This window comes from Candidatus Thiodiazotropha sp. AKIB8, from assembly GCF_058244675.1.
The window spans coordinates 99,651-120,897 of record NZ_JBSYOO010000015.1; the positions used below are offsets into that span (position 1 = coordinate 99,651).

At 47.7% G+C, this 21,247-nt stretch carries 21 protein-coding genes; 12 read left to right on the forward strand and 9 right to left on the reverse strand.

What is annotated here, in order from left to right; all coding sequences use genetic code 11:
- Nucleotides 1-3: 3 nt before the first annotated feature.
- The 12 genes from AC4IFB_RS02810 to AC4IFB_RS02865 all read left to right on the forward strand — a co-directional run bounded on the left by AC4IFB_RS02810 (nucleotide 4) and on the right by AC4IFB_RS02865 (nucleotide 12,162).
- Nucleotides 4-453, forward strand: coding sequence for a GspH/FimT family pseudopilin (locus AC4IFB_RS02810; RefSeq protein ID WP_490779332.1), 450 nt, complete (start codon nucleotides 4-6; stop codon nucleotides 451-453).
- Nucleotides 443-820 carry a type IV pilus modification PilV family protein gene (locus AC4IFB_RS02815; RefSeq protein ID WP_490779333.1) on the forward strand — a complete coding sequence of 126 codons (378 nt, stop codon included), beginning with the start codon at nucleotides 443-445 and terminating at the stop codon, nucleotides 818-820. The genes AC4IFB_RS02810 and AC4IFB_RS02815 overlap by 11 nt, the downstream gene beginning before the upstream one ends.
- Nucleotides 795-1,508, forward strand: coding sequence for a prepilin-type N-terminal cleavage/methylation domain-containing protein (locus AC4IFB_RS02820; protein ID WP_490779334.1), 714 nt, complete (start codon nucleotides 795-797; stop codon nucleotides 1,506-1,508). The genes AC4IFB_RS02815 and AC4IFB_RS02820 overlap by 26 nt, the downstream gene beginning before the upstream one ends.
- Nucleotides 1,505-2,293 carry a type II secretion system minor pseudopilin gene (locus AC4IFB_RS02825; protein ID WP_490779335.1) on the forward strand — a complete coding sequence of 263 codons (789 nt, stop codon included), beginning with the start codon at nucleotides 1,505-1,507 and terminating at the stop codon, nucleotides 2,291-2,293. The genes AC4IFB_RS02820 and AC4IFB_RS02825 overlap by 4 nt, the downstream gene beginning before the upstream one ends.
- An 18-nt stretch (nucleotides 2,294-2,311) precedes the next feature.
- Complete coding sequence (locus AC4IFB_RS02830) at nucleotides 2,312-3,352, forward strand: PilN domain-containing protein (protein WP_490779345.1); 1,041 nt, start codon at nucleotides 2,312-2,314, stop codon at nucleotides 3,350-3,352.
- On the forward strand, nucleotides 3,349-3,924 hold the full coding sequence (gene gspM, locus AC4IFB_RS02835; RefSeq protein ID WP_490779336.1) for a type II secretion system protein GspM: 576 nt from the start codon (nucleotides 3,349-3,351) through the stop codon (nucleotides 3,922-3,924). The genes AC4IFB_RS02830 and gspM overlap by 4 nt, the downstream gene beginning before the upstream one ends.
- Nucleotides 3,921-4,397, forward strand: a complete 477-nt coding sequence (locus tag AC4IFB_RS02840) for a type II secretion system protein N (protein ID WP_490779337.1) — start codon at nucleotides 3,921-3,923, stop codon at nucleotides 4,395-4,397. The genes gspM and AC4IFB_RS02840 overlap by 4 nt, the downstream gene beginning before the upstream one ends.
- Before the next feature lie 3 nt (nucleotides 4,398-4,400).
- Nucleotides 4,401-6,311, forward strand: coding sequence for an ATP-binding cassette domain-containing protein (locus AC4IFB_RS02845; RefSeq protein WP_490779338.1), 1,911 nt, complete (start codon nucleotides 4,401-4,403; stop codon nucleotides 6,309-6,311).
- A 193-nt stretch (nucleotides 6,312-6,504) separates the two neighbouring features.
- Nucleotides 6,505-6,780 carry an RNA-binding regulator gene (gene rbp, locus AC4IFB_RS02850; protein WP_490775777.1) on the forward strand — a complete coding sequence of 92 codons (276 nt, stop codon included), beginning with the start codon at nucleotides 6,505-6,507 and terminating at the stop codon, nucleotides 6,778-6,780.
- A gap of 599 nt (nucleotides 6,781-7,379) precedes the next feature.
- Entirely contained in the window at nucleotides 7,380-7,850 is a 471-nt protein-coding gene (locus tag AC4IFB_RS02855; RefSeq protein WP_490779339.1) for a DUF2939 domain-containing protein, read from the forward strand.
- 441 nt (nucleotides 7,851-8,291) lie between these two features.
- Nucleotides 8,292-9,089, forward strand: a complete 798-nt coding sequence (locus AC4IFB_RS02860) for a GGDEF domain-containing protein (protein ID WP_490775775.1) — start codon at nucleotides 8,292-8,294, stop codon at nucleotides 9,087-9,089.
- Between the two features lie 256 nt (nucleotides 9,090-9,345).
- Complete coding sequence (locus tag AC4IFB_RS02865) at nucleotides 9,346-12,162, forward strand: class I adenylate cyclase domain-containing protein (protein ID WP_490775774.1); 2,817 nt, start codon at nucleotides 9,346-9,348, stop codon at nucleotides 12,160-12,162.
- 558 nt (nucleotides 12,163-12,720) lie between these two features.
- Here AC4IFB_RS02865 and AC4IFB_RS02870 read toward each other — a convergent pair.
- The 9 genes from AC4IFB_RS02870 to AC4IFB_RS02910 form a co-directional block, all read right to left on the reverse strand.
- A complete protein-coding gene (locus tag AC4IFB_RS02870) occupies nucleotides 12,721-13,230 on the reverse strand; it encodes a DVUA0089 family protein (protein ID WP_490779340.1) in 510 nt (169 codons plus the stop codon).
- A gap of 242 nt (nucleotides 13,231-13,472) precedes the next feature.
- Nucleotides 13,473-14,450, reverse strand: coding sequence for an outer membrane lipoprotein-sorting protein (locus AC4IFB_RS02875; protein ID WP_490775773.1), 978 nt, complete (start codon nucleotides 14,448-14,450; stop codon nucleotides 13,473-13,475).
- A gap of 21 nt (nucleotides 14,451-14,471) precedes the next feature.
- Complete coding sequence (locus tag AC4IFB_RS02880; RefSeq protein ID WP_490775772.1) at nucleotides 14,472-14,879, reverse strand: hypothetical protein; 408 nt, start codon at nucleotides 14,877-14,879, stop codon at nucleotides 14,472-14,474.
- A gap of 262 nt (nucleotides 14,880-15,141) precedes the next feature.
- Nucleotides 15,142-16,428: a sulfotransferase gene (locus tag AC4IFB_RS02885; protein WP_490779341.1), complete on the reverse strand. Its 1,287-nt coding sequence runs from the start codon at nucleotides 16,426-16,428 to the stop codon at nucleotides 15,142-15,144.
- A gap of 342 nt (nucleotides 16,429-16,770) precedes the next feature.
- Complete coding sequence (bamJ, locus tag AC4IFB_RS02890) at nucleotides 16,771-17,460, reverse strand: BamJ family beta-barrel-assembly machinery protein (protein ID WP_490775770.1); 690 nt, start codon at nucleotides 17,458-17,460, stop codon at nucleotides 16,771-16,773.
- Between the two features lie 100 nt (nucleotides 17,461-17,560).
- A complete protein-coding gene (locus tag AC4IFB_RS02895) occupies nucleotides 17,561-18,514 on the reverse strand; it encodes a glycosyltransferase family 2 protein (RefSeq protein ID WP_490779342.1) in 954 nt (317 codons plus the stop codon).
- 13 nt (nucleotides 18,515-18,527) lie between these two features.
- Nucleotides 18,528-18,944 (reverse strand): GtrA family protein, encoded by a 417-nt coding sequence (locus tag AC4IFB_RS02900; protein ID WP_490775768.1) that lies wholly within the window; start codon nucleotides 18,942-18,944, stop codon nucleotides 18,528-18,530.
- Nucleotides 18,941-20,713 (reverse strand): hypothetical protein, encoded by a 1,773-nt coding sequence (locus tag AC4IFB_RS02905; RefSeq protein WP_490779343.1) that lies wholly within the window; start codon nucleotides 20,711-20,713, stop codon nucleotides 18,941-18,943. Before AC4IFB_RS02905 ends, AC4IFB_RS02900 begins: the two co-directional genes overlap by 4 nt.
- Before the next feature lie 307 nt (nucleotides 20,714-21,020).
- Entirely contained in the window at nucleotides 21,021-21,212 is a 192-nt protein-coding gene (locus AC4IFB_RS02910; protein ID WP_490779344.1) for a hypothetical protein, read from the reverse strand.
- Nucleotides 21,213-21,247: the final 35 nt, after the last annotated feature.

Consider the following 21,247-nt stretch of genomic DNA (forward strand, 5'->3'; position numbering starts at 1 on the left):
TCGGTGGCTGTGCCTACCAAACCATCCGGATTCACGCTACTGGAGCTGATTATTGTTCTGGTTATTGCCGGTGCTCTGGTGGCTCTGGTTCCCCCGGTAATTAGTCGGGTCTTACCAGGGGTAAAGCTCAAAGGGGCGAGTCAGGAGATGGCTTCAGCGATGCGTTTCCTGAGAGGTTGGTCCGTTGCTCAGGGTAAGCAGGGTCTGTTCGTGCTCGATCTGGAGCAAAAGCACTACACCATCTCCCCCCGTGAGAGGATCTACGAACTACCCCAGGGGGCTGACTTGAAGATAGTCGGTGCCAGTGACGAAGGGGAAGGGGATCAGCAGGGCGGCATCCGCTTTTTCCCCGATGGCAGTTCCAGTGGAGGGCGAGTCACGCTTTCAGCTGCAGGAAAAGCCCATCAGATCGATGTGGACTGGCTCACTGGCAGGGTCTCACTTGTTCATTAATAGCAGCCGACAAAAGGGCTTCTCTCTGCTTGAGGTTCTTGTGGCGTTCACACTTTTGGCGTTAACTCTGGGGGTGATGATGAAAACCCTCTCCAGTAACAGCCGGGGTCTGGTTATCGCTTCACAACACTCCCAAGCTGCCACTCTGGCAGAATCACTTATCTCAGAGGTCGGTGTGACTGAGCCGTTGCAGGTCTCCAGTCTGGAGGGGCAGTCTGAGGATGGCTATCACTGGCACCTCAATGTTGAAGAAAACCCAATGGAAAATGGTTACCTCAAAGGGGCCTCGTTTATTGTTACCGCAGAGATCTCCTGGGGAGAGGTCGGATCTGGCAGGCGCTATGTGTTATCGACCTTGCGTTACTGACAGGCACTACAGGATCAGACGCAGTCACGGTTTCACCCTGGTGGAGCTGATTATTGCCTTGGTGCTGATGAGTCTGATCATGGTGCTGCTATTTTCAGGGCTGGATCTGGGGCGGCGCAGCTGGCAAACCACAGCCGCCACCAGTGAGCGCCAATCGAACCAGAGATTAGCCTTTGACTTTCTGCAGCGCAGCATTAGTGGTATGTACAATGAAACGTTGGCAACAGAAGAGGGGCTTGAACCGCTCTTTTTTGGTTCCGAGGATCTTTTGCGATGGGTAGGGCCCACCGCCGCACAAGCTGGGCCTGGTGGCGCCTCCCTGTTTCGTCTGGAGTTGTTAGGTAAAGAGGAAGAGAAGCTACTACTACTGAAGCGTTGGCTCTATCACCCTGAAGTGCTCGAAGAGGAGCCGGAAGCCGGTAGGGATTGGCGCGCATCACTGGCCAGTGAGTGGACACCTGCTGACCAGGATGTTGCCACAATACGCTATAGCGAGCACCTTCTGCTTCACGGCCTGACTGAGGTTGAGTTAGCCTACTATGGCTCACTTCAACGCGGAATTCCTGATGAGTGGCATCGTGAATGGCAGGATAGCGAAAAGCTGCCCCGGATGATCCGTATCCGCCTCCACTATAAAAACAGGGTCTCACCACCGCTGACGATCACTGTTCGGGCAGCCCAGGGATGAAGGGGCGTCAACAGGGTGTGGTGTTAGTACTGGTGCTTTGGATGCTGGTTCTGCTGCTGGTGATTGTTTCTGCAGTCTCCTCCACCGTACATACAGAGTCGACCCTGGCTCACAATCAACTTGATCAAACCCGTTTCCGGGCAGTGGCAGATGCGGCTTTCTATTATGGGGCTGCTCGCGGTTACGATCGTGATGTTGAGATGGCCTGGAACTCCGATGGGGAGCCTTATGAGTGGCAATTCAATGGTGTCGATATGGAGATCCGACTCCTGAAAGAGAGCGAGCTGATCGATCTGAATCGCGCCACAGCGCAGCAGCTAAGGGCCTTACTCGAAGAGCTGGAGGTCGATCCCGATCTGCATGAGTCATTGATTGATGCGATCCTCGATTGGCGTGATAGAGACTCCCTGCATCGGCTCAATGGCGCTGAAGATGACGATTACCGGGAGGCAGGTAAAGCCTATGGGGCCAAAGATGCACCGTTCACAACGGTTGATGAGCTTGGCTTGGTGTTGGGAATCGATGCTGATCTGAAAACAAGAATGTTGCCTTATCTGACAGTCGGCAGGTCAGGGCCGCGTCAAAAAGCATCACCCTTGTCAGGTGGCTTTGGGACTTCGCTTGGGACTGCTGCCAAAAATGGAATTTGGGTGTTAGTAACAATAGCAACAGACAAGCAGCCCTATTACGCTGAAGCGCTGGTCAGGCAATCTAAGGACAGACTAAGGCTGGTTACGATAGACTATGGGGTTTCGTCGGCCGCTTGGTCGTTAATTGAAGAGTGAGGCAATAGCTTGTTGGAAGTGGCTGGGCAGGAGTTTATCAGGAGCTTACAGGATCAGTTCATCGATCCCGTTAAAGCTTGCCTTGCAGCACGTCTGGGCATGGTGGCGCAAAACAGTGGTCGGCTCATAATAGCTGAAAATTCAGCCAACTTTATCTCCCCCCAGAGTGGTGCTTCGATTGAGCTTGACTCTCCGCAGCAGGATCTCAGTCGTCTGAAAGCATTTGTGCATCGTTACTTTGAAAATAGCGACCCCAGCATAGAGATTGAAATTGATCATCAGTTGCTACTGATTCGTCAGGTTCGTTTGCCACTGGCAGCAAAACGAAATCTAGTGAATGTGGTTGGTTACGAGATGGATCGCCTCTCACCCTTCGAAGCCGACGAGGTCTACTTTCATTTCACGCCAATGGAACAGAACGAAAAAGGGGGCTGGCTGGAGGGACGCCTGATTGTCGCCCAGAAGAGCAGGCTCGATCCCTGGTACCAGCTACTCTCTGAACTCGGCATAGCCGTCGAAAAAGTAACTTTGACCGGGGAGTCTCAACCCCTGACATTGAAGTCTCGAGAAGCAGGCATGACTCAGTCTCGCACTGGGGTTAGCACGTTCTTATGGGCCGCTGTCGCTGCACTTTTCATTGTCGCCATGGGCAGTATGGTTTGGCAACAGCGGCAAATTGCTATCGATCTGCAGCAGAAGATGCAAACCGCTCGTGAGCAAGCAACAGAAAGTATGAAAATTGAAGAGAAGCTTTCGCAGCGAAGACAAGCTGTCGGAATGGTTTCGGCACAAAAGCAGGAGTACCTGGCGATGTCAGATCTGTTGCTGGAGTTGACCCGCCTGATTCCCCCTGGCAGTTGGCTACAGCGTGTCAATGTTGCATCAGAGAATTTAGTGGTCACCGGATTATCAGACCAGGCATCTGAATTGATTGCCTTGCTTGAGGCTTCCCCCTGGTTCGAATCGGTGCGTTTTAAGTCGCCGGTGGTGAGGGATCGAAGATCTGGTAAGGAGAAGTTCGACCTTGCGATGAAACTGAGTCAGGAGCAGCTGAAGTGACCCCTCCCGTATGGTCAAAAAAACAGTGCGATCTGGTATTGCTTGGTACCCTGGTTCTACTGCTGCTTGTGGGCTTTAGCCTGTTTATGATTTGGAGCAACCTGTTGAGTGGCTACCAGGAGGCGGCTGAGGATGCTCGTCATCGGACAGCACACTATCTACGTGTCGCTGAGCGCAAACAGTTGGCACAATCTGAACTCGATTCATCCAAGCTGCAAACCCTGATCCAACAAAACTATCTGACAGGTGATGCACCTGGAGTAGCCTACGCCGAACTGCAGCAGCAGATCAAAGAGCTGATTGCCACAGCTGGAGGTGTGGTGCTAAGTACCCAATTGGTACAAGAGCCACAAGATGAAGATGAAAGTGCCGAAAAAATTATTGTCAGAGTACGCGCGCAAGGAGAGAGTTACGCCTTGCAGAAGATGATACAACTCCTAGAGGCGAGGAAGCCCCTGCTTTTTTTTGAAAAGCTGTCGATTTCAGCTCCAGTGAAAATCAAACCGGATAGTGCCGAGCTGTTGGATATTCGTTTTGATGTCTACGGCTACTTTTGGAAAGAGGTATCATGAAAAAAGCGGCGATTGCCATTTTGTTGCTGTTGATCGGAGTGATCGCATATGAATGGATCACTTGGCCTGAGAGGTATGACCGCGCAGTGGATGTAGTGGCAGCTGAGGGTGAGTCAGGCCAGAAGCCTGTCAACGCGACGGAGCATCAGGTTTTAAGGCAGGAAGCAGAAGCCTATCTGGTGATTGCTGAGCAAACCCTGTTTCGCTCCGATCGAAAAGGGTTTCAACAGCAGGTGAATGAGCAGCCGGATCAACGTTCGCGGCCACCACTGCCTAAAATTCGATTATTGGGGATCATACTGACCGAAAGTGAACCCCCTTCAGCGATGGTTTTCGTCGAAAAAAGCAAGAAAAGTCGCATTCTGCATATTGGTGATGAACTTGGTAGCTGGAAAATAGAAGAGATCGATTCCGGGTATGTCATGTTGAGCTGGGAAGAGCAGCTTGAAAAGATTCAACTGCGAAAATTTTGAATCATGCTGCGTTTTAACCAACTCGCATTGAGACGTGGAAACAAGCTGCTCTTTGAAGCTGCTGAGTTCATCCTGCACGCTGGTTGGAAAGTCGGCATCACAGGTGGTAATGGCACCGGAAAATCGAGTCTTTTCAGCCTGATTCTTGGAGAATTACAGGCAGATCACGGAGACTTGAATCAACCACCAGGTCTGGAGATTGCTCATGTTGCCCAAGAGACGCCGGCCCTCTCCCGTAGCGCAATCGATTACGTTATCGATGGAGACGCTGCTCTGCGAGCCATTGAGCATGAGTTAGGGGAGGCTGAGGCAAGGAGTGATGGTGTAGCCGTAGCCCGGCTTCATGATGCATTACATAGTGCAGATGGCTATCGGGTAAAAGCAAGAGCCGGTGAGTTGATGTATGGCTTAGGTTTTTCCAGTGACGACCTGGATCGACCAGTCAGCCTCTTTTCAGGTGGTTGGCGGATTCGGCTCAATCTGGCCCAAGCGCTGATGTGCCGTTCAGATCTACTGCTTCTCGATGAACCGACAAACCATTTGGATCTGGATGCGGTTATCTGGCTGGAAACCTGGTTGCGGAGCTATCAGGGTACCTTGCTGATGATTTCCCATGATCGTGATTTTCTCGATCAGGTAACTGACCATATTGTCCATCTGGAACAGCAACAGGCAGAGCTCTATAGCGGTAATTACAGCGGTTTTGAACAGATTCGCGCTGCTCGTCTTGCCAACCAGCAGCAGGCCTATGAGAAGCAGCAGCGGGAAATCGCTCATATCGAGAGTTATGTGAACCGCTTTCGTGCCAAAGCCACTAAGGCAAAGCAGGCCCAGAGCCGACTTAAGGCGCTGCAGCGAATGGTGGTGATCGGTCCGGCACATGTGGACTCGCCATTCCATTTTGACTTTCCAGAACCAGAGAAGAATCCTCACCCGCTACTCAAGCTCAACCAGCTCGATGGTGGTTATAGCGGAGAGAGAATTATAGAAAATGTCTCTCTCAATCTTGAACCGGGAGATCGAATTGGCTTGCTGGGCCCGAATGGTGCCGGCAAATCAACGCTGATCAAAATTATGGCCGGCGAGCTAAGTCCACTTTCCGGAGGCTACGAACCGGCACAGGAGTTACGCATTGGCTACTTCGCACAGCATCAACTGGAACAGCTGGATGCCGAAGCCACGCCACTGTTGCATCTGCAACGCCTGGATCCATTGGCAACAGAGCAGTCACTACGCAATCATCTGGGGGGCTTCGGATTTCATGGGGATCAGGCGCTTGACAAGGTAGCCCCTTTTTCCGGTGGAGAAAAAGCGCGTCTGGTATTGGCGCTGCTTGTCTACCAAAAACCCAATCTGCTGCTGCTGGATGAACCGACTAATCATCTCGATCTGGAGATGCGGCATGCTGTTGGGCAAGCTTTACAGACTTTTCAGGGTGCCATGGTTATTGTTTCACATGATCGTCATCTATTGCGCATCACAACAGATGAATTGTGGTTAGTACACAATAAAAGGGTGGGCCATTTCGAGGGTGATCTGGATGCCTATCCTGCCTGGTTAAGTGCTCAGCGAAAGGAGGTCAGCTGTCGCAGTGAGGAGGTGCCGCCAAGTGAACACTCCTCCGCATCCAGAAAAGAGCGCAAGCGTCTTGAAGCGGAGCAGCGCAAACGCTTACAACCACTCAGGCAGGCCCTTGGGAAACATGAGAAACAGATCGAGGATTTGCAACAGAAGCAAAAGGATATGGAAATATTACTGAGTGATAGTTCGTTGTATGATTCTGGTCGCAAGGAGGAGTTAAAAGACCTGCTTAACAAAAAGAGCCGAGTTGATCGGCAATTGAACGATTGTGAAGAACAGTGGCTGGAAATCAGCGAGCAACTTGAAGCTGTACAAAGTGATAAAAAAGTTTAAAGTATTGATATCACCCAGGCACGAGCATCATCTTTTAAGTGTCAGGTTGGTTTGAAGGGAAAGGTTTTGTTGTCGAATTTTCGATTCTCAACAAGCCAGGTCAGTGACTGACCAAGCGCATCTTTTGTTTTAGTGCATGGGACGAATAGTGTGCGTAGATTTTTTAATACATGCGCTTTATTGAGAGATGACGATGAACATCTATGTAGGAAATCTGCCCTGGAGTGTTAAGGATGACGATCTGAGAAATATGTTCTCAGAGTTTGGCGATGTATCTGCTGCGAATGTAATAATGGATAAGTTTTCCGGTCGGTCCAGAGGCTTTGGTTTTGTAGAGATGCCAAATTCAGATCATGCTGAATCTGCAATTCAATCACTGAATGAAAAAGATGTAGAGGGGCGCAATCTGCGTGTTAATGAGGCAAAGCCTCGTGAAGAGCGTCCACAACGCAGTCATCAAAGACACTGATTGAGTTTCTCGCCTATCTGCTGACCCAGACCGAAACTCTTAATTAAACAAGTGACAGCTATTGATTCTTCAATAGCTGTCACTTGGTCTGGTAACTGGGCAAAGTGCTTTTAGCTTTGCTATAGGGGTGTTTGTACGCCTGTTTTTATTCTCATCTACCCCTGCGTTGGAATGTTGAGTGGAGAAGCTGATTCTCAGATCAGTTTTTTCAGCTCTTATTTATTCACTCAGGGCTACCGGCCATTTTCTTCACAGTGCCATGTTTTCTCTTTCCTTGTGTGATCTCTTGCCAGAAGGATTTGTCTATGCGGTATACTAAACCTAGATTCCGCAATTGACCGCTGATATCTATCGTAAGGTAATGAAATGCCATATCAATTTATGGTATTTATACACAGCTATTGGGTGAAGCCACGAACGCTACAAGTATTTGTGAAAAATCTCAGCGCACCCTGCTGCGTTGTCGTTCTTGTTAAGGGAATAACCATTAACTGCAAACGACGCCTTGCCGGGCACGCCGAGATTTCCCACAAATACATGTTCAACTGCGGATTCTAAGTTTAAGTTGATCGAATGGGTTGGTTTGGATTAGTGCAAAGATGAAAACTTTAGTTGTCTCAATTATTTTGATTTTCGCGGCCTTTCTGATATGGCCATATAGTGCAGTTTACCGATTGGAGCAGGCGCTGGTAGAGGATGATCATCAAACACTCAGTGAAATGATTGATGTTGAAGCAGTGAGGGAACAGATCAAGCGAAAACTGAATAAGAATGTTGAAAGCAACATTGGAGATGTATCAAACGGATTTATTGATTGGCTGCAGAGTGGCATTCAACGCTTAGGTGCCAACGCAGTGGAAGAGATGGTGGATCTCAATTGGGTGATCAGGCAATTGCGCTCTCATAACCGTACCACTGACCAGGGTGGTATCTATGATCAGTTAACCTACGCTTTTTTTGACGGTCCCGACAGATTGCTGCTGCGAATTGGTGAATTGGGTGAAAAACCTGTACATGTTCATTTGAGTCTGCAAGGTAGCAACTGGCGTATCACAGCAGTTTATAATTGAGGCGGCTCTGAATGGTACAGAATCTATGACGAGGTACATAGCGGGTCATAATCGCATAAAGCTCAATTGATCAGGGATGAAATGGGTCTAAGCAGGTCGCTAAAATACCCTACAGAGTTGAGCTGTTTGCTGTAACTACAGTGTGACATGTTTACGCCGCACCACTGCTCAGTGATTAGCCGGGATTGACAGTGTAACAGATTGATTATAAAAGGAATTTAGGGATGATTTAAGGATAAGTCTGTTAGCTGGCCAACTATCACAGGCAAGCGTGAGCAGCCACTCGATCCTGGGGCCTGTCAAAATGCTAAAGATAATGTGAAATTGGCCGATCTTAGATGCTGAAGCACGGTTCTACCGCCTTCAAAATCTATAGAGTACGATAATAAAAGTAGATAGCGATCAAGCACATCTACTTAGGAGAATTTAGGGAATCGAAAGATGGCCGAAATCAGTTTCAATCAAGCCCTTTTCGACGTATGTCCAACCGGGATGCTGGCAATTGACGATGAAGTCTGCATACGCTGGATCAATCCTGCATTAGAAGAGATGTTGAGCCTCTCGGTTGATGAGTTGGTGGGCAAGGATAAAAATACCCTTCCCGAAGGGTTGCATGCGCTGTTTGACGAGACAGATATGCTTCACCTGTCGCTCAATGGCGATGGTGAACGTTGGTTGCGCAGGGAGGTGAGGCAGGTAAATGATGGATCACAAGAACCCCTGAGACTCCATTTCTATCAGGATATCAGTCAGCAGGTTTTAGCTCAGCGGGAAAGCGATGAGCTGCGTAAACAAGTTGAGGATCTGACCATCACTGATGAACTCACCAGTATGGCAAACAGGCGGGCTACACTGCAGGCACTGGATACCCAGGTCACACGCAGTCGTCGCTACGGTAACCTGTTGACCCTTTCCGCTGTGCGGTTGACTCACCCCGACGGTGCAGGGTCCAAGCTTACAGATCACTCTATTTTGGTTTTGGCGCAATATCTACGTGAGAGGCTGAGATGGGCTGATGTGATCGGTCGATTTGAAGATCAGCTGTTTCTTTTGCTTATGCCTGAAACCAGTAGAGAGGATGCGGAAAGTTTGCTGCAACAGATCGTCCAGGAGTGCCAGGAAGGCGCTTTGAAGGATCTGGGTGACGATCCACTTCCCATATTGGAGATTGGGGTTGCTGCATGGAGCAAAGGTGATGATCCGCAGCGCTTGATTACCCGCACCATAGAATCGATCTGATATACACCTCGTCATAGATTCTATGCCACTCCTGCACCCCAAGGGTACTTCCTGCGGGGCGTGGGGCAGGCCTTGCGGCTAGCCCTTTCCAGACTCGCTGAAAGGTATAGAATCTATGATGAGGTAGCCTGGCAGGCAGAGTTGAGGATTAAGGACGTACAGCTTGTACTGCAGGCTTAATCCTAGATTCCGCAGTGTACCGCTCCATTACTGATAGTAACGTGCGGATTCAGATGAAAAAGTGTTCACTAGGATAATGCCTGACACTCAACGTATCAGCTTCGATGATGGTATCAGCCGAAAAGAGCTGAATGCTGTTCAGCAGCGTTTTTTACGGCTGCATAAGCAGCGCTTGCGTAGAATATATCAGGAGTTACGCCCCAGCCAGCAGGAGTTTCTAAATCTTCTGCCTCTACTTTTCCACATAAACCACCCGATGCTGCCAGGTTTTGTCAGTAGTGACACGGTCACTGGTATACCTGATTACACACCATCGAAAGTGGCATTGGAAACGGCTGCAAAGCTGAGCCGCAGTTTTAAATACAAGAAGCGCGCTCAGCGTGTCTACCATATTCACGGTCTCTACCTGATGGGTAGTACAGGGACTATTGGGCAATCATTTGGTAGTGATTTTGATGTTTGGCTATGCCATGACCCTGCCCTCGATGCAGTGCAGCGTGATCAGTTGCAACAAAAAGTGGCATTGATTGAAAAGAGTGCCCTGGAATTGGGTTTGGAGCTGCACATTTTTCTCATCGACCCTGAGCGTTTCCGTCGAGGAGAAAAGGCCCACTTGTCACGGGAGAGTAGTGGAACGACGCAGCACCACCTGTTGTTGGAAGAGTTTTACCGAAGCGCTGTACTACTGGCTGGTCGTTATCCTCTTTGGTGGCTTGTTCCTCCTGAGCATGAGCCAGAGTATCAATCCTATGTTGAGTACCTGCTTTCTCATCGCTTTGTTAAATCGAGTGAGGTTTTTGATCTTGGTGGACTTAACCAGGTAGAGGCTGGAGAATTTTTTGGTGCAGCCCTATGGCAGCTCTACAAAGGCATAGAATCCCCCTATAAATCGATACTAAAGATCTTTCTCATGGAGGCTTACAGCCACCACTATCCCCGTCCAAAGTGGTTGGCGCAACAAGCGAAAGAGGCGATCTATTCTGGTGAGACTGATATCGATATGCTCGATGCCTATCTTTTGTTGTACCAGAAAGTCGAGTCATTTTTAAAGCAAAACAAAGACCATGACAGGCTGGAGTTGGCCCGAAGATGTTTCTATTTCAAGGTAGGAGAGCATCTCAGTCAGGTAAAAAAAGGTGATGAAAACTGGCGTAGCCGTCGGATGTTGAAACTGACTCGACAGTGGGGATGGGGACAGACACAACTGCAGATGTTGGATACACGTTCTGAGTGGAAAATAGATCGAGTAATCAAAGAGCGAAATGCACTGGTCGGAGTCTTGACCCGCAGTTATCGATTACTCACAGACTTTGCAAGAAAGTTTGCCAAAGAGAGCCATATCGACCCTCATGAGCTCAATCTGTTGGGGCGAAAACTCTACACTGCTCTGGATCATCGCACGGGTAAAATTGACCATATCAATCCAGGCATCTCAAAAAACCTCTCAGAAGATGATCTCTCCCTCTACCATCGTCCGACCAGAGATGGCAGTGTTGCTTGGATGCTCTATAGAGGTACTATTGACGAAGATATACTGCTCGATCAAAGACCAATAAAAATTTCCAGCAATCTGATGGAAATCCTGATTTGGAGCCATGTAAATCAGGTCTGGTCAAGGCATACACGAATTGTCCTGGTTTCCGGTGATAGTGAGCTTACGAGAAAAGAGCTACTTTCACTTCAGCGTAGTGTAGTTAAACTCTTTCCTGACTACATGCCGCCAACGGCAGGTATGAAAACCTTGGCCAATCCTGCTTATGCCGAAATGGTTGGGTTGTTCCTGAATATAGGAATTGACCCAATGGAACGCCTGACCAAAGAAGGTAAACAACTGACCAGTGAGCGTCATGATCCATTGAGTTTTGCTTCAGCCAGGATCAATCTCGTAATCAATTTGGAAAAGTTGGTTCACACCAGTTGGGGTGAGCTTTTGATAACCGAGCATAGTGGTGCGGACGGTTTAGTGGATGCGTTATGCAGCATCCTCAATATGCCTTCCAGTGAGAGTAGTGGCTTACCAAGTATCAATGCCTATAGCTACTCCTGTGCGCGGGGTAGCCAAATTGCACAAAGGGTAACAGAGCTTTTTAATCACGTTGTTGCACAATTTAAAAGTAAAAAATTAGAAAATGGACGATATCTTTTTCGGTTGGGTACGGATTTCTTCATTGTCCAGCAGCAGGAAAAAGGTTATTCGTGGCGAAGTGTTGAGTCCTTCGACAGTATGTTGGACGAATTGATGCAGCCACAAGAGGTGTATCGTCCCTTGGGATTTGACCCGGAAATTATGGCAGACAGTCCATATCCGGTGCTCTATGCCCACAACAGACAAGATGTAATTCAGCTGTTTTTTGAACTGACACCACAAGGGATAGATATCTATATACTTGATGAGCAGGGTTCGTTGTTTAAGCAAAGATTAAGTGCAGATAGTCCACGCTTCCTGATGTTGCAGCAACGTCGCTTTCTGAACAGTCTGCAACAGCTTAGAAATCTGATTTTAGTCAGTGAAAGTGATCTACTGACTGAACCGGAATTTTTTGAATTGAAAAGAGGAAAAGAGAGTAAATGGCACGTTAACCTGCGTAGTGTTCCACTGAAGAGATCTGATGACTATATGGAAGTGGTGTTGGTTGCTGACAGCGCCGAGTCTGATGCAAAACTTGTCTCCTTGATTTGTGGAGAGAGAGAGTTTACGCAAATGGAGTATGGCCGTGCGCTCTATGCGTCAGTAGCTGAATATATCAACAGTTTCAGAAAGGGCGATGCTAAATATCCCGTCTATCTGACTTCAGTTCGTCTTAGCGGTATTCAGACGCCACAGGCTTTGGAAACAGTCAACCTGTTGAACCTTAAAAAGCGAGTAGAGCTGAGACTGAATCAAGCAGTTTGAGTTTAGTCAGAAAAGTTACATCTGTCGCTTGGAGATAGAGTTGATCCAGGGTTATCAAAAAAATAGTATTGACTCCTCAACTTCCCACATTAAAAAGTTAATGAAAAGCAAGGCCACTTTTTAGTGGGGAGATAACATATCTTTCTTACCGTGCAAGTCACTATTCAGCCACATGAGAGAATAACTTTGTTGCTTCTTGAATAGACCTAAGATGTAGGGTGCGGCCCTGCCGCACCATAAGAGCGTCTACTCCACCGCGCTCCAATGTGCCTATTTGTGTCCGTTAAGTTGAGCTGGCTTTTGATATGTTTATTAGCTGGTTCTCGTTTTAGTTGGGTATGGTGCGGCAGGGCCGCACCCTACATCAGAGGCTCTTTTTATAATTCAGCTGTTCTGCCATTCAAGTTCGAGCCTAGACTCTATTTTTTTCAAACAACATGCCACTATTTCGCCCAGACCTGGGCGAGTCACTTCTCTTTATCGATAAAAAAACCCGCAATGTTATTGCGGGTTCTTGATTACAGAGGTCTGTAAAATGATTTAGAGATTATTTCTAAATCAGCTTTTTCTGTATCGTTGAGATAATCTCACACCTAATAGTCCAAGCCCAAGTAGCGTCAGTGTTGTAGGTTCAGGTACTGAGTTGAAACTAACATTAGCTCGAGAATTTATGCTGACACTGTAATCGCCATAGCGGTTGTTGTAGTTGAAACCCGAGAGAGCCTCACTAAAGCTGAAATGAAAGTCTGACACAGCCAGAATATAGCTGCCTGCATTCAAGACTCTGCTAATAAGTGAGTTTAAACCAGGGCCACCATCATCATTGCTGGCAACATAGTCAGATGCACCCAATGAGCCGTCGTTTTCAAACAGATAGATCTGGGTGTCAAAGTAACCAGAGTTAACTGCAATATTTGTTCTGGCTCTGGCATCCTGATCAAAAATCATATATGACACCGAACCAGTTCCACGTTGAGTAATGTCACCAGTACTCGAAATGAAATTAGCTGAGCTGGCTAGTGGAAGCAGCATTAACAACCCAAAAAGTAATTTAGGTACGATTTTCATCAAAGTATCCTTGAATAAAGCTTACAAATTATCAGCTAGCAGATGTTAGCTAACTTGCTGGTTAATAGCATGAAATGTGCCAGGAACATTAAAATTACACTGTTTCAATAGCTTAGCGCCGATCTAAACCTGCTGTTCAGGGCGGCTGGATAGATAAATGTAAAATATTTCGACATCCACTTGAAGCAGGATAGTCTGGAACGGTAACGGCTTATGTAAGACTTGTTAGTCTGCCGACTCTGTCAGCGTTTGATTTTGCGCAGTGTTCTTTCAGTCCAGAATTTATTTTTCAGATTACTGTTAAAGGTTACGACCTTGCGTGGAATTACAGCAAGACTCTCTTTTCCAGTCTTTAAGTCAAGGCCATACCAGTATTTCCAGAATAGTGCTCTTGGATCACCCTCTTTATCGGTATTTACCAGTCCCCAGTCTCGGTCGATGATCTTGATAAGCTCACCATTTTTATAATAGAGCGTTCGGTAGTCAGCAAAGCTTTTTGTGTCGACATAGCTGATTCTGTAGTCATACCACCAATCATTGAAATTTGTTGTACTTTTCAGGCCATAAACTTCTTTGTTCATGTGCCTGCAACTGCGTTCTGGAATGTGCCCGGCGTTGCGTGAAATCTCACCCTCAAGGCTATCTATGGTGCCCAGGCAGGTACGCATTTTCTTTTTTCCCAGTAACTCATGAGTCTCATCACCAGGTTTACGCAACATAACATCACCAAAGGTAAAGACGCTTCCTCCCCAGGCATCTTCATAACGTGGCTGCGCAAAGCGTCTTATTTTCCTCAGTTTAGGAAGCCATGCCATGTAATCCTTGTTTTTATCTTCATCTCTATATTCAGTAATCAGCATCCCGGTGCCACGAAGATTTCCCGAGTGAAAAATCGCCAGGTCACGGGATTGGATAGCATCACTCTCCTTATACCTGTTGTTGAGATGACGTTCCACGGAAGTGAATTTTGGGCTACCGTATTCCGATTTGTTGACAAGCACGCTAAGTGTTCTGCCTCGCCTTTTGATAGAGAAATTATCGAAGCTGTAGAAGTGGTTGGCATAGTAAACCTGATCAGCCAGCTCCTCTGCAGTTATATCTGAGTCAGTTAGTGGATACTCCAGGCTACGGTCTACTCCGGCAAAACTCTGTAAAGAGATAAGAGTGAGAGGTATTGCCAAAAAGATGATATGAAAAAGAGAGTGCTTACGGCTGTACATTATACTTCTTCCCTACAATAGCTAACGGGTATATCGGCTGGTACGTGACTGTTGTTTCATCTCTTTGGTGTATTTAAAGATGTCCTGTTTCACGCGATCTAAATCGCCTGTTGCCAGGTAGTCCTGATGTAGCTTGTTTTGATATTCAGCGGTTAATTTTTTATAGAAGATATAGCTGCCAGGTGATTTTGTCCTTATATGTTCAGAGAATCCTTGAAGGTCTACAACTTGAGAGGACTCATTCTCGTCATCTCCAAGCCACATTGAGTTGGCTGGGGGGTGGAACTCATTGGTGCTGAATTCTGCTGCATCTGCTTTGACAGCATCGATATACCCGGTATCCATGGCATAGGCGCGATTTAGAAATAAGAAAACAGCTAACAGGCCAAAAAGTAGGGTGGCTGCCAAGCGCATTGGCTGAAATATCATTAGAGAACTCCTTCTATGATCCACTGTTCCAAGAGTTTTAATTGGTTCCTGACCGGATTATCCGGTGCATGGTCCGTGTTAATTATTTTGAGCTTTTCAGCTCTCTTGTATTTATCTTATCAGCATTGATCGGCAAGCAGTTCAGTTTCTTAACACTTTTTATTTTAATATGCACCCTTGGTCAGGGTAGTTACGAAACAAAGAGGAGATGGTATTGATGGCGTCAGTGCTATGCGACTGGGTGGTGCTAATAAGATAAGATTTATATGTCGTAGCCGAACAGGCGCAAGTTATCTCTAAATACGTTGGTATACTCGCTCTGTAGTTGTGGAGGTAGTTCATATTTCCAGCGCGCTACTGACTTTTGAACGGATTTGCTGGTGATATGCTGACGCTGAGACTCAGATAGCTTATGCGTCTCCTCTGTAACAACTTTCAGAATCTCTTCACTGCAGGGTATTGAGAGAGCAGTGAATAGAGACCTAAGGGTCGATCTGGTGTTGAGTAGAAGATCTTCGTAGTGGAGCAAATAGGTGTTGTTGTGATTCTGTTTGTAGTAGGCGCTGAATTCGGCAACTTCTTTGGTCACATTTTGATATGCTGTTGTTTTCTCCTTTTCAATATCGCCACTACTTTTACCCTTAGCACCGAAATGTAGTGCTGATAAAACCATGTCCCTAAAATCACGGACGAGCACTATCTCTCTTGCCTCTGGGTAGAGCTCTCTGACCGCTGAACTGAGTTGTCGACAGGTAGTGCTCCCGTCACCGGAAAAATAGGGTATTTTTTCCGCAAAGAGTTGAGGTGAAGGCAGCTCTTGCTCTTCAGCAATAGAGAGGTAGTAGTTCTCAACCGCCTCCTGGCAGAAGCTCATAACCTGACTGTAGTAGACCTCATTGAACCAGGATTGACGATGTTCGTTAGAGAGAAAGTCCCGATTGAATCGCTGTTGGTCAATCTGGGTTAAGTTATTGTTTGTTGTTAGCAGCTGTTGTGACACCAGGTGTAACCAATACTCCAGTGCAAAAGTCTCATAGGGGTGTTGATCTGCAACAACAATAGCCGGATGCTTTGCCAGCAACTGCATCAACCAGGTCGACCCGGTTCTTCCCAGGGTGGTTATGATGATCGGCTGCAGTGCAGGTTTAAATGAGGTTTTGGTATTGGAGCGCTCTAATTTTATTTCAGCAACCGGAATGGTCTGGCCACTATCAGTGATGGCGGTGATCGATAGGTCTGTGTTTTCAGGTAGACCCAGTGTCATCAAGCTGGTTGAGAAGCCACAAAGGGGATTAATCGAACTGTCATGAAAGTGCTCTGCCACATCAGGACGCTCTACCGAAAGTTCGATTCTATGAATGCTATACGAGGCTTCATCCCTGTTTATCGTGATTTCAAGCTGTTTGATATCGACTCTATTGCCAAGGATCCAACCAGAGATTTGAATCTTATAACTAGAACCGGAGTCACCCAAGGTGGGCGTATCAAGATGAAAACCCCTTATATGGATATCATCGGTAGTCGCTATCTTTAGGATTTTATAAGACAAAACTATGATATCCCTGTAGTGCGGCATCACTTTTGCAGGCCACTTTTTGAGTGTATCTTATCGCTGTTTATTTTGTGACGTAGATCACAGTATACCTTTGGTCATTTGCCTTTTCCATGTTTCAGGTCACGCAGAGGGTGTAAGCAAATAAGAGTGCTGCCCTTAATTCCGGATTTCGCTGCGGATGACAGATCAATCCTTGCAGGGAGTGGTGGGGTAGGTAGGAGAGGCGAGTAGCGCCAATCACTCACCCAGCTGAGTCAGTGATTGGCGGTCTAAAGTGATTACAAGACTCTCAGGAGTCGGTAGCGTCCTGATAAGATTGGTTGAGTCTCAGTCTCATTATTTCTGGGGAGGCGTTGCAAGACCCAGGTACTCGATTTCAAATACCAATGTCTCATTGGGCCCGATCTTTTTGCCCGCTCCTTTTACACCGTAAGCCAGTTCGGGTGGCATGACAACACGCCATTTAGCACCTGGTTGCATTCTGCTGATCGCTTCCCTGAAACCGGGTACAACACCGTTCAAACTGAATTGGGTAGGTTTACCGCGAGAGTAGGAACTATCGAACATCGTGCCGTCGATCAGGGTGCCTTTATAGTGAACCTCTACCTTGTCTTCAGCCTTGGGAGATGGGCCATCTCCTGGGGTAAGTACCTCAAACTGTAAACCGTTTTCAAGCACAGTCACGCCTTCACGTTTGGCATCCTCTTCCCGATATTTTTTTCCTTTTTCAAGATTTTCCTTGGCCAGTGCATTTTTAACTTCTTTGAGCTTATCGAAGTGTGCTTTCAGTGCTGCTTGCATCTCTTCTTGTTTGAGCTGAGGTTGCTTCTTTTGCAGAAAGTCGGAGACAGCTGCAGAAAAAGCATCAATGTCTAAGTTGGTGGCGTCCTGTGCCACAAGCATCTGCCCAATTTGTAAACCAACCGCATAGCTATACTTCTGTTGTTGGGTTTCCAGTTCAGCTGCATAGCTGCTCTGCGCTAGAGATAAAGCCAGGACTGCCAGGATCAAGAGTTTTAATTTCATAGTGTTATTTTACCTGTTTAGTGGATTTACAAAGCTTTCTATGACCCCTGGATGATAACAATAGTTCGACCGAATGTGTCACTCTGAGGGGCAGGCCGCTCTATTCTGAGGACCTCTGTTTCTGGCTGTCCTCTGGAGAGAGGGATTGGGCAATGACATAGGCAGGTCTTCGTTTGACCTCCCGGTAGATCTCCCCAATATATTCGCCGATGAGGCCAAGTCCCAGCAGGATCATGCTGCCCATGGCGAGGATAAGCAGAATGACAGTTGGAAACCCTGCTTCAGCATAGCCTTGCCACTGATACCAGAGTGTTTGCAGTGTCAGACCGATGCTGAAAAGAACCCCAATGGCACCCAGCCAGGTGACAATCCTCAGTGGTACCGAAGAGAAGCTGATGATGGTTGAGCGTGCCAGGCCCATTAAGCGACCCAGGCCCCAATGGCTCTCACCAGCATTTCTTGCCGGTGGATCGAATTCGATGGCTACAGCATCAAAACCAAGCCAGGTTGTGAGACCACGGAAAAATCGGCCCACTTCCGGCAGGGAGATATATTGATCGATGACAGATCGGTCGAGTAACTTGAAGTCGCTGGCGCCATCCATGTTCATACCACTGGAAAGGTTGAATGTCTGATAGTAAAGCCTGGCGCCAAAACGTCGCAGATATGATTCATCCTGGCGTTTGCGTTTGACTGCCTCAACCAGCTTCACCTTGCCGTTATCCCAGAGATCAATCATTTGTGGAATCAGTGGTGGTGGATGTTGTAAGTCCGCATCCATTACTATGGCAGCCTGGCCTGCGGCACCGCGAAGTCCGGCCAGAATGGCAGCCTCTTTGCCAAAATTTCGACTGAGGCGTATCGCTTTAATGGGGATCTGACTGCTGGATGAAAGAGTCTCGATGGCCTCCCAGGTACTGTCTGTGGAGCCATCATCGATGAGTACCGCTTCGAACTCTGTATCACAGGGTGCAACACTCATTTCCAGACTCTGCCAGAACTGTACGAGGCCGGAATGCTCGTTATAGATTGGAACAATCAATGAGATCAACATGTCTGGCTCCGGCTCAAGAGTTGAAAATATAGCGCCTCATCGTAACAAAGTTAATGGCGATGATAATAGCTTCAGTGATTATCTTTGAAGCAACAGGGTGTAGTTGCAGCAGGTCAACGAAAAGCAATAGTAAGATAATGCTTAGACTATAGGAGACAATCCACAGCAAAAGGTATTGAAAAAGCTGTTGCCGAAGCGTTCCCATGCCAAAAGCGTGATCATCAAAAACAATGGTTTTGTGACCGATGAATGCGATCAGCGCGCCAACCACTCTGGCTGCAGTCTGCGCGGCAATGATGCCGATAATGGGGTAGAGGAAATAGAATACCAGGAAATCCACAACCCAGGATGAGCCGCCAACGACCAGATATTTTAGAAACTGATGATCCAGCAGTTTTTGGCTTAATGCTTTTAGTGAATCAAGATTCATGGTTGGGTTGAGAGCAAGTCTTGGCAATTGGTGTTGTTGTCACTAACGAGCAGGCGCAATGGGGTGTGGGCGGAGCGTATCAATAGACAGCTTTTTTCAGCAGCACTATCTGCAGATTCACTTGATCTGTAGTCGAGGGTCACATGAAACTTAAATCTCTTTGAGTTTTTTTTGTGGGCGCCATCAAGAGTGACTTTAAAGGCTTTCGGGTGTTGAGGCGTAATCAGAATCAATTGATGCTCCTGATCCCCTGGTGGGTGCCTTGAAATACCGCTTAGTCGGACTCTCATGTCACTGGTTTTGTCTACCCTGAGTGACCCCTCTCCAGCCTGGAAGAGAGGTGGATAGGGAGGAGAGATAGGTAGGATAGTCAGCTTTGGTGGTTTGAGCTTGGAAGCCTTTTTAGGCGTAACCTCATGGGAAATATTTCGCATGCATTGGCAGGCTTGGTCATAAGACCAAAGGTTTTTCTCTGTGGTGTCCACAGTGGCCAGGCTTCGGGCACTGACCAGTATGCCAAGTTTTTTCGCTTCATCCCCTTTAATCCGGGCCTGGGCATATCTGGCGCCATTCAGTACCGTATCGAGATAGTAGGCATCCTTGATCTCAGCTGAATAGAAGGTCTGGCTGGAAGGGGATTCCAAAAAAAACTCATAAACTGCATCAAATTGAGCCAGTTTAGGGGTTAGTTGCTTCTGCACCTGCAGTGCTTGTGTGCCCGCCAAAAGAATAAAAATGGTCGCGATCAGGGTTTTTAAACCGATATTCAATCTGGGTAGACGCGCCAAAGTGGCAGCCAGAGTCATAGCAAATAGCCACCATGGCAGCAGCAGGTAACGGTTCGCCTGAGTGATGCCCGGAACTTGCGTCAAAGGGAGAAGAGGCAGCAGTACCGCCAGAAGTGCGACAACGAGCAGGGTAACGTTCAATTGTTTAGATTTGGCCAGAGAAGCAAGTAGAACCACGAATATAAAGATTGCTGCCCAGGGAAGGTAGGGGCCGGCAAAGAGTAAGTCAGGTATTGCTGAATAGTCGAGCAGGGCATCAGAGAGTGAAAATGAGCGGCCACCCGCGTCATAGCCCCCTACGAAAGAGCCGAGTACAGCCAAGCGCCAGAACATATAACCGATAGACCAGGCGAACATCGGCAGCGCCTGATAAATACGGGTAGTGAGTCTCTCATGTTGAAAAAAGATCAATACGAAAGGCAGGGGGAAATAGACCTCTTTGCAGGTGGTAGCGAGGATGTAAAACAGTGTGGAAAGAGCGGTGAGTAGCCACTGCTTTCTATCCAGATTGAGCCGATAGGCAGCTACTGCAAGGATGGTAAAAAAGAGTCCGGCAACATAGTGGCCAACCATCAGTTGTTGTGCAACAAACAGGCTGGGAACCCCGGCAAGGAATAGAGCAGATCCGAGAAAAGCAATTAGTGGAGTGGCCCAAATGCGCAGCAGGAAATAACTCCCCAGGGCGCAGCCGGCAAGAGTCGCAAGATGCTGAAAATAGAAACCCTTTGGACTCAGTCCGAATAGCCATAGATTGATATCGAAAATCAGTGGGTTCGAGGGCGTCAGATTGTTTAAAGAGTAGCCCCGGGTAATTGCGGGATTAAAAAAATAGTCGAGCGGTGAGAAGCGGCTGGCATAGTCGAGCAGCCAGCCATCATCAAAGCGCCAGTTGCCTGAAAGGGCGTTCAGGTTAAGCAGGAAAGTTAGTGCCACCAGGCCGAAAATAGCGGCGGCGGTGATCAGGTTGTGGCGAAGTGACACAAAATCGACCTTAGATACTCTTTTTTAGCGGCATTGAAGCATTATCGTATTGGAAAGAAACCGTAACATGAACAGAATGGCAAAAGCGACTCTCCTGCATTATCGCCACGCTCAAGACAGTCATGCCCGCTGATCGATTTTCCTGCTCTTCTCGCACGTATTAAAACGGAATATCAAGAGGCGTACTGATCGAGTTTGCGTAGGGTGGGGCTAAGCCCCACCAAGTAGTCAACTAGTGAGGGAGGTGGCAAGTTTCGAAGTACCTGCAGGGGTTGTAAATGTTTCTCCTCAGGATGCCCTTCAGCCACTACTTGCTGAGAGCTGGCAGGCCACTGCCTAGTCCGTAGCCTGGATGAAGTGCAACGGAATCCGGGGGAACAGCGCACCAACCATCCCGGATTCCGCTTCGCTCCATCCAGGCTACCTTGCTGAGATAGTCATGAAACTGTGAAGGTTGCATGTGGTTATGGCGTTTTCGGCAAGCTTTTGGTGGGGCCATGCCCCACCGAGTAGTCAACTAGTGAGGGCGGTGGC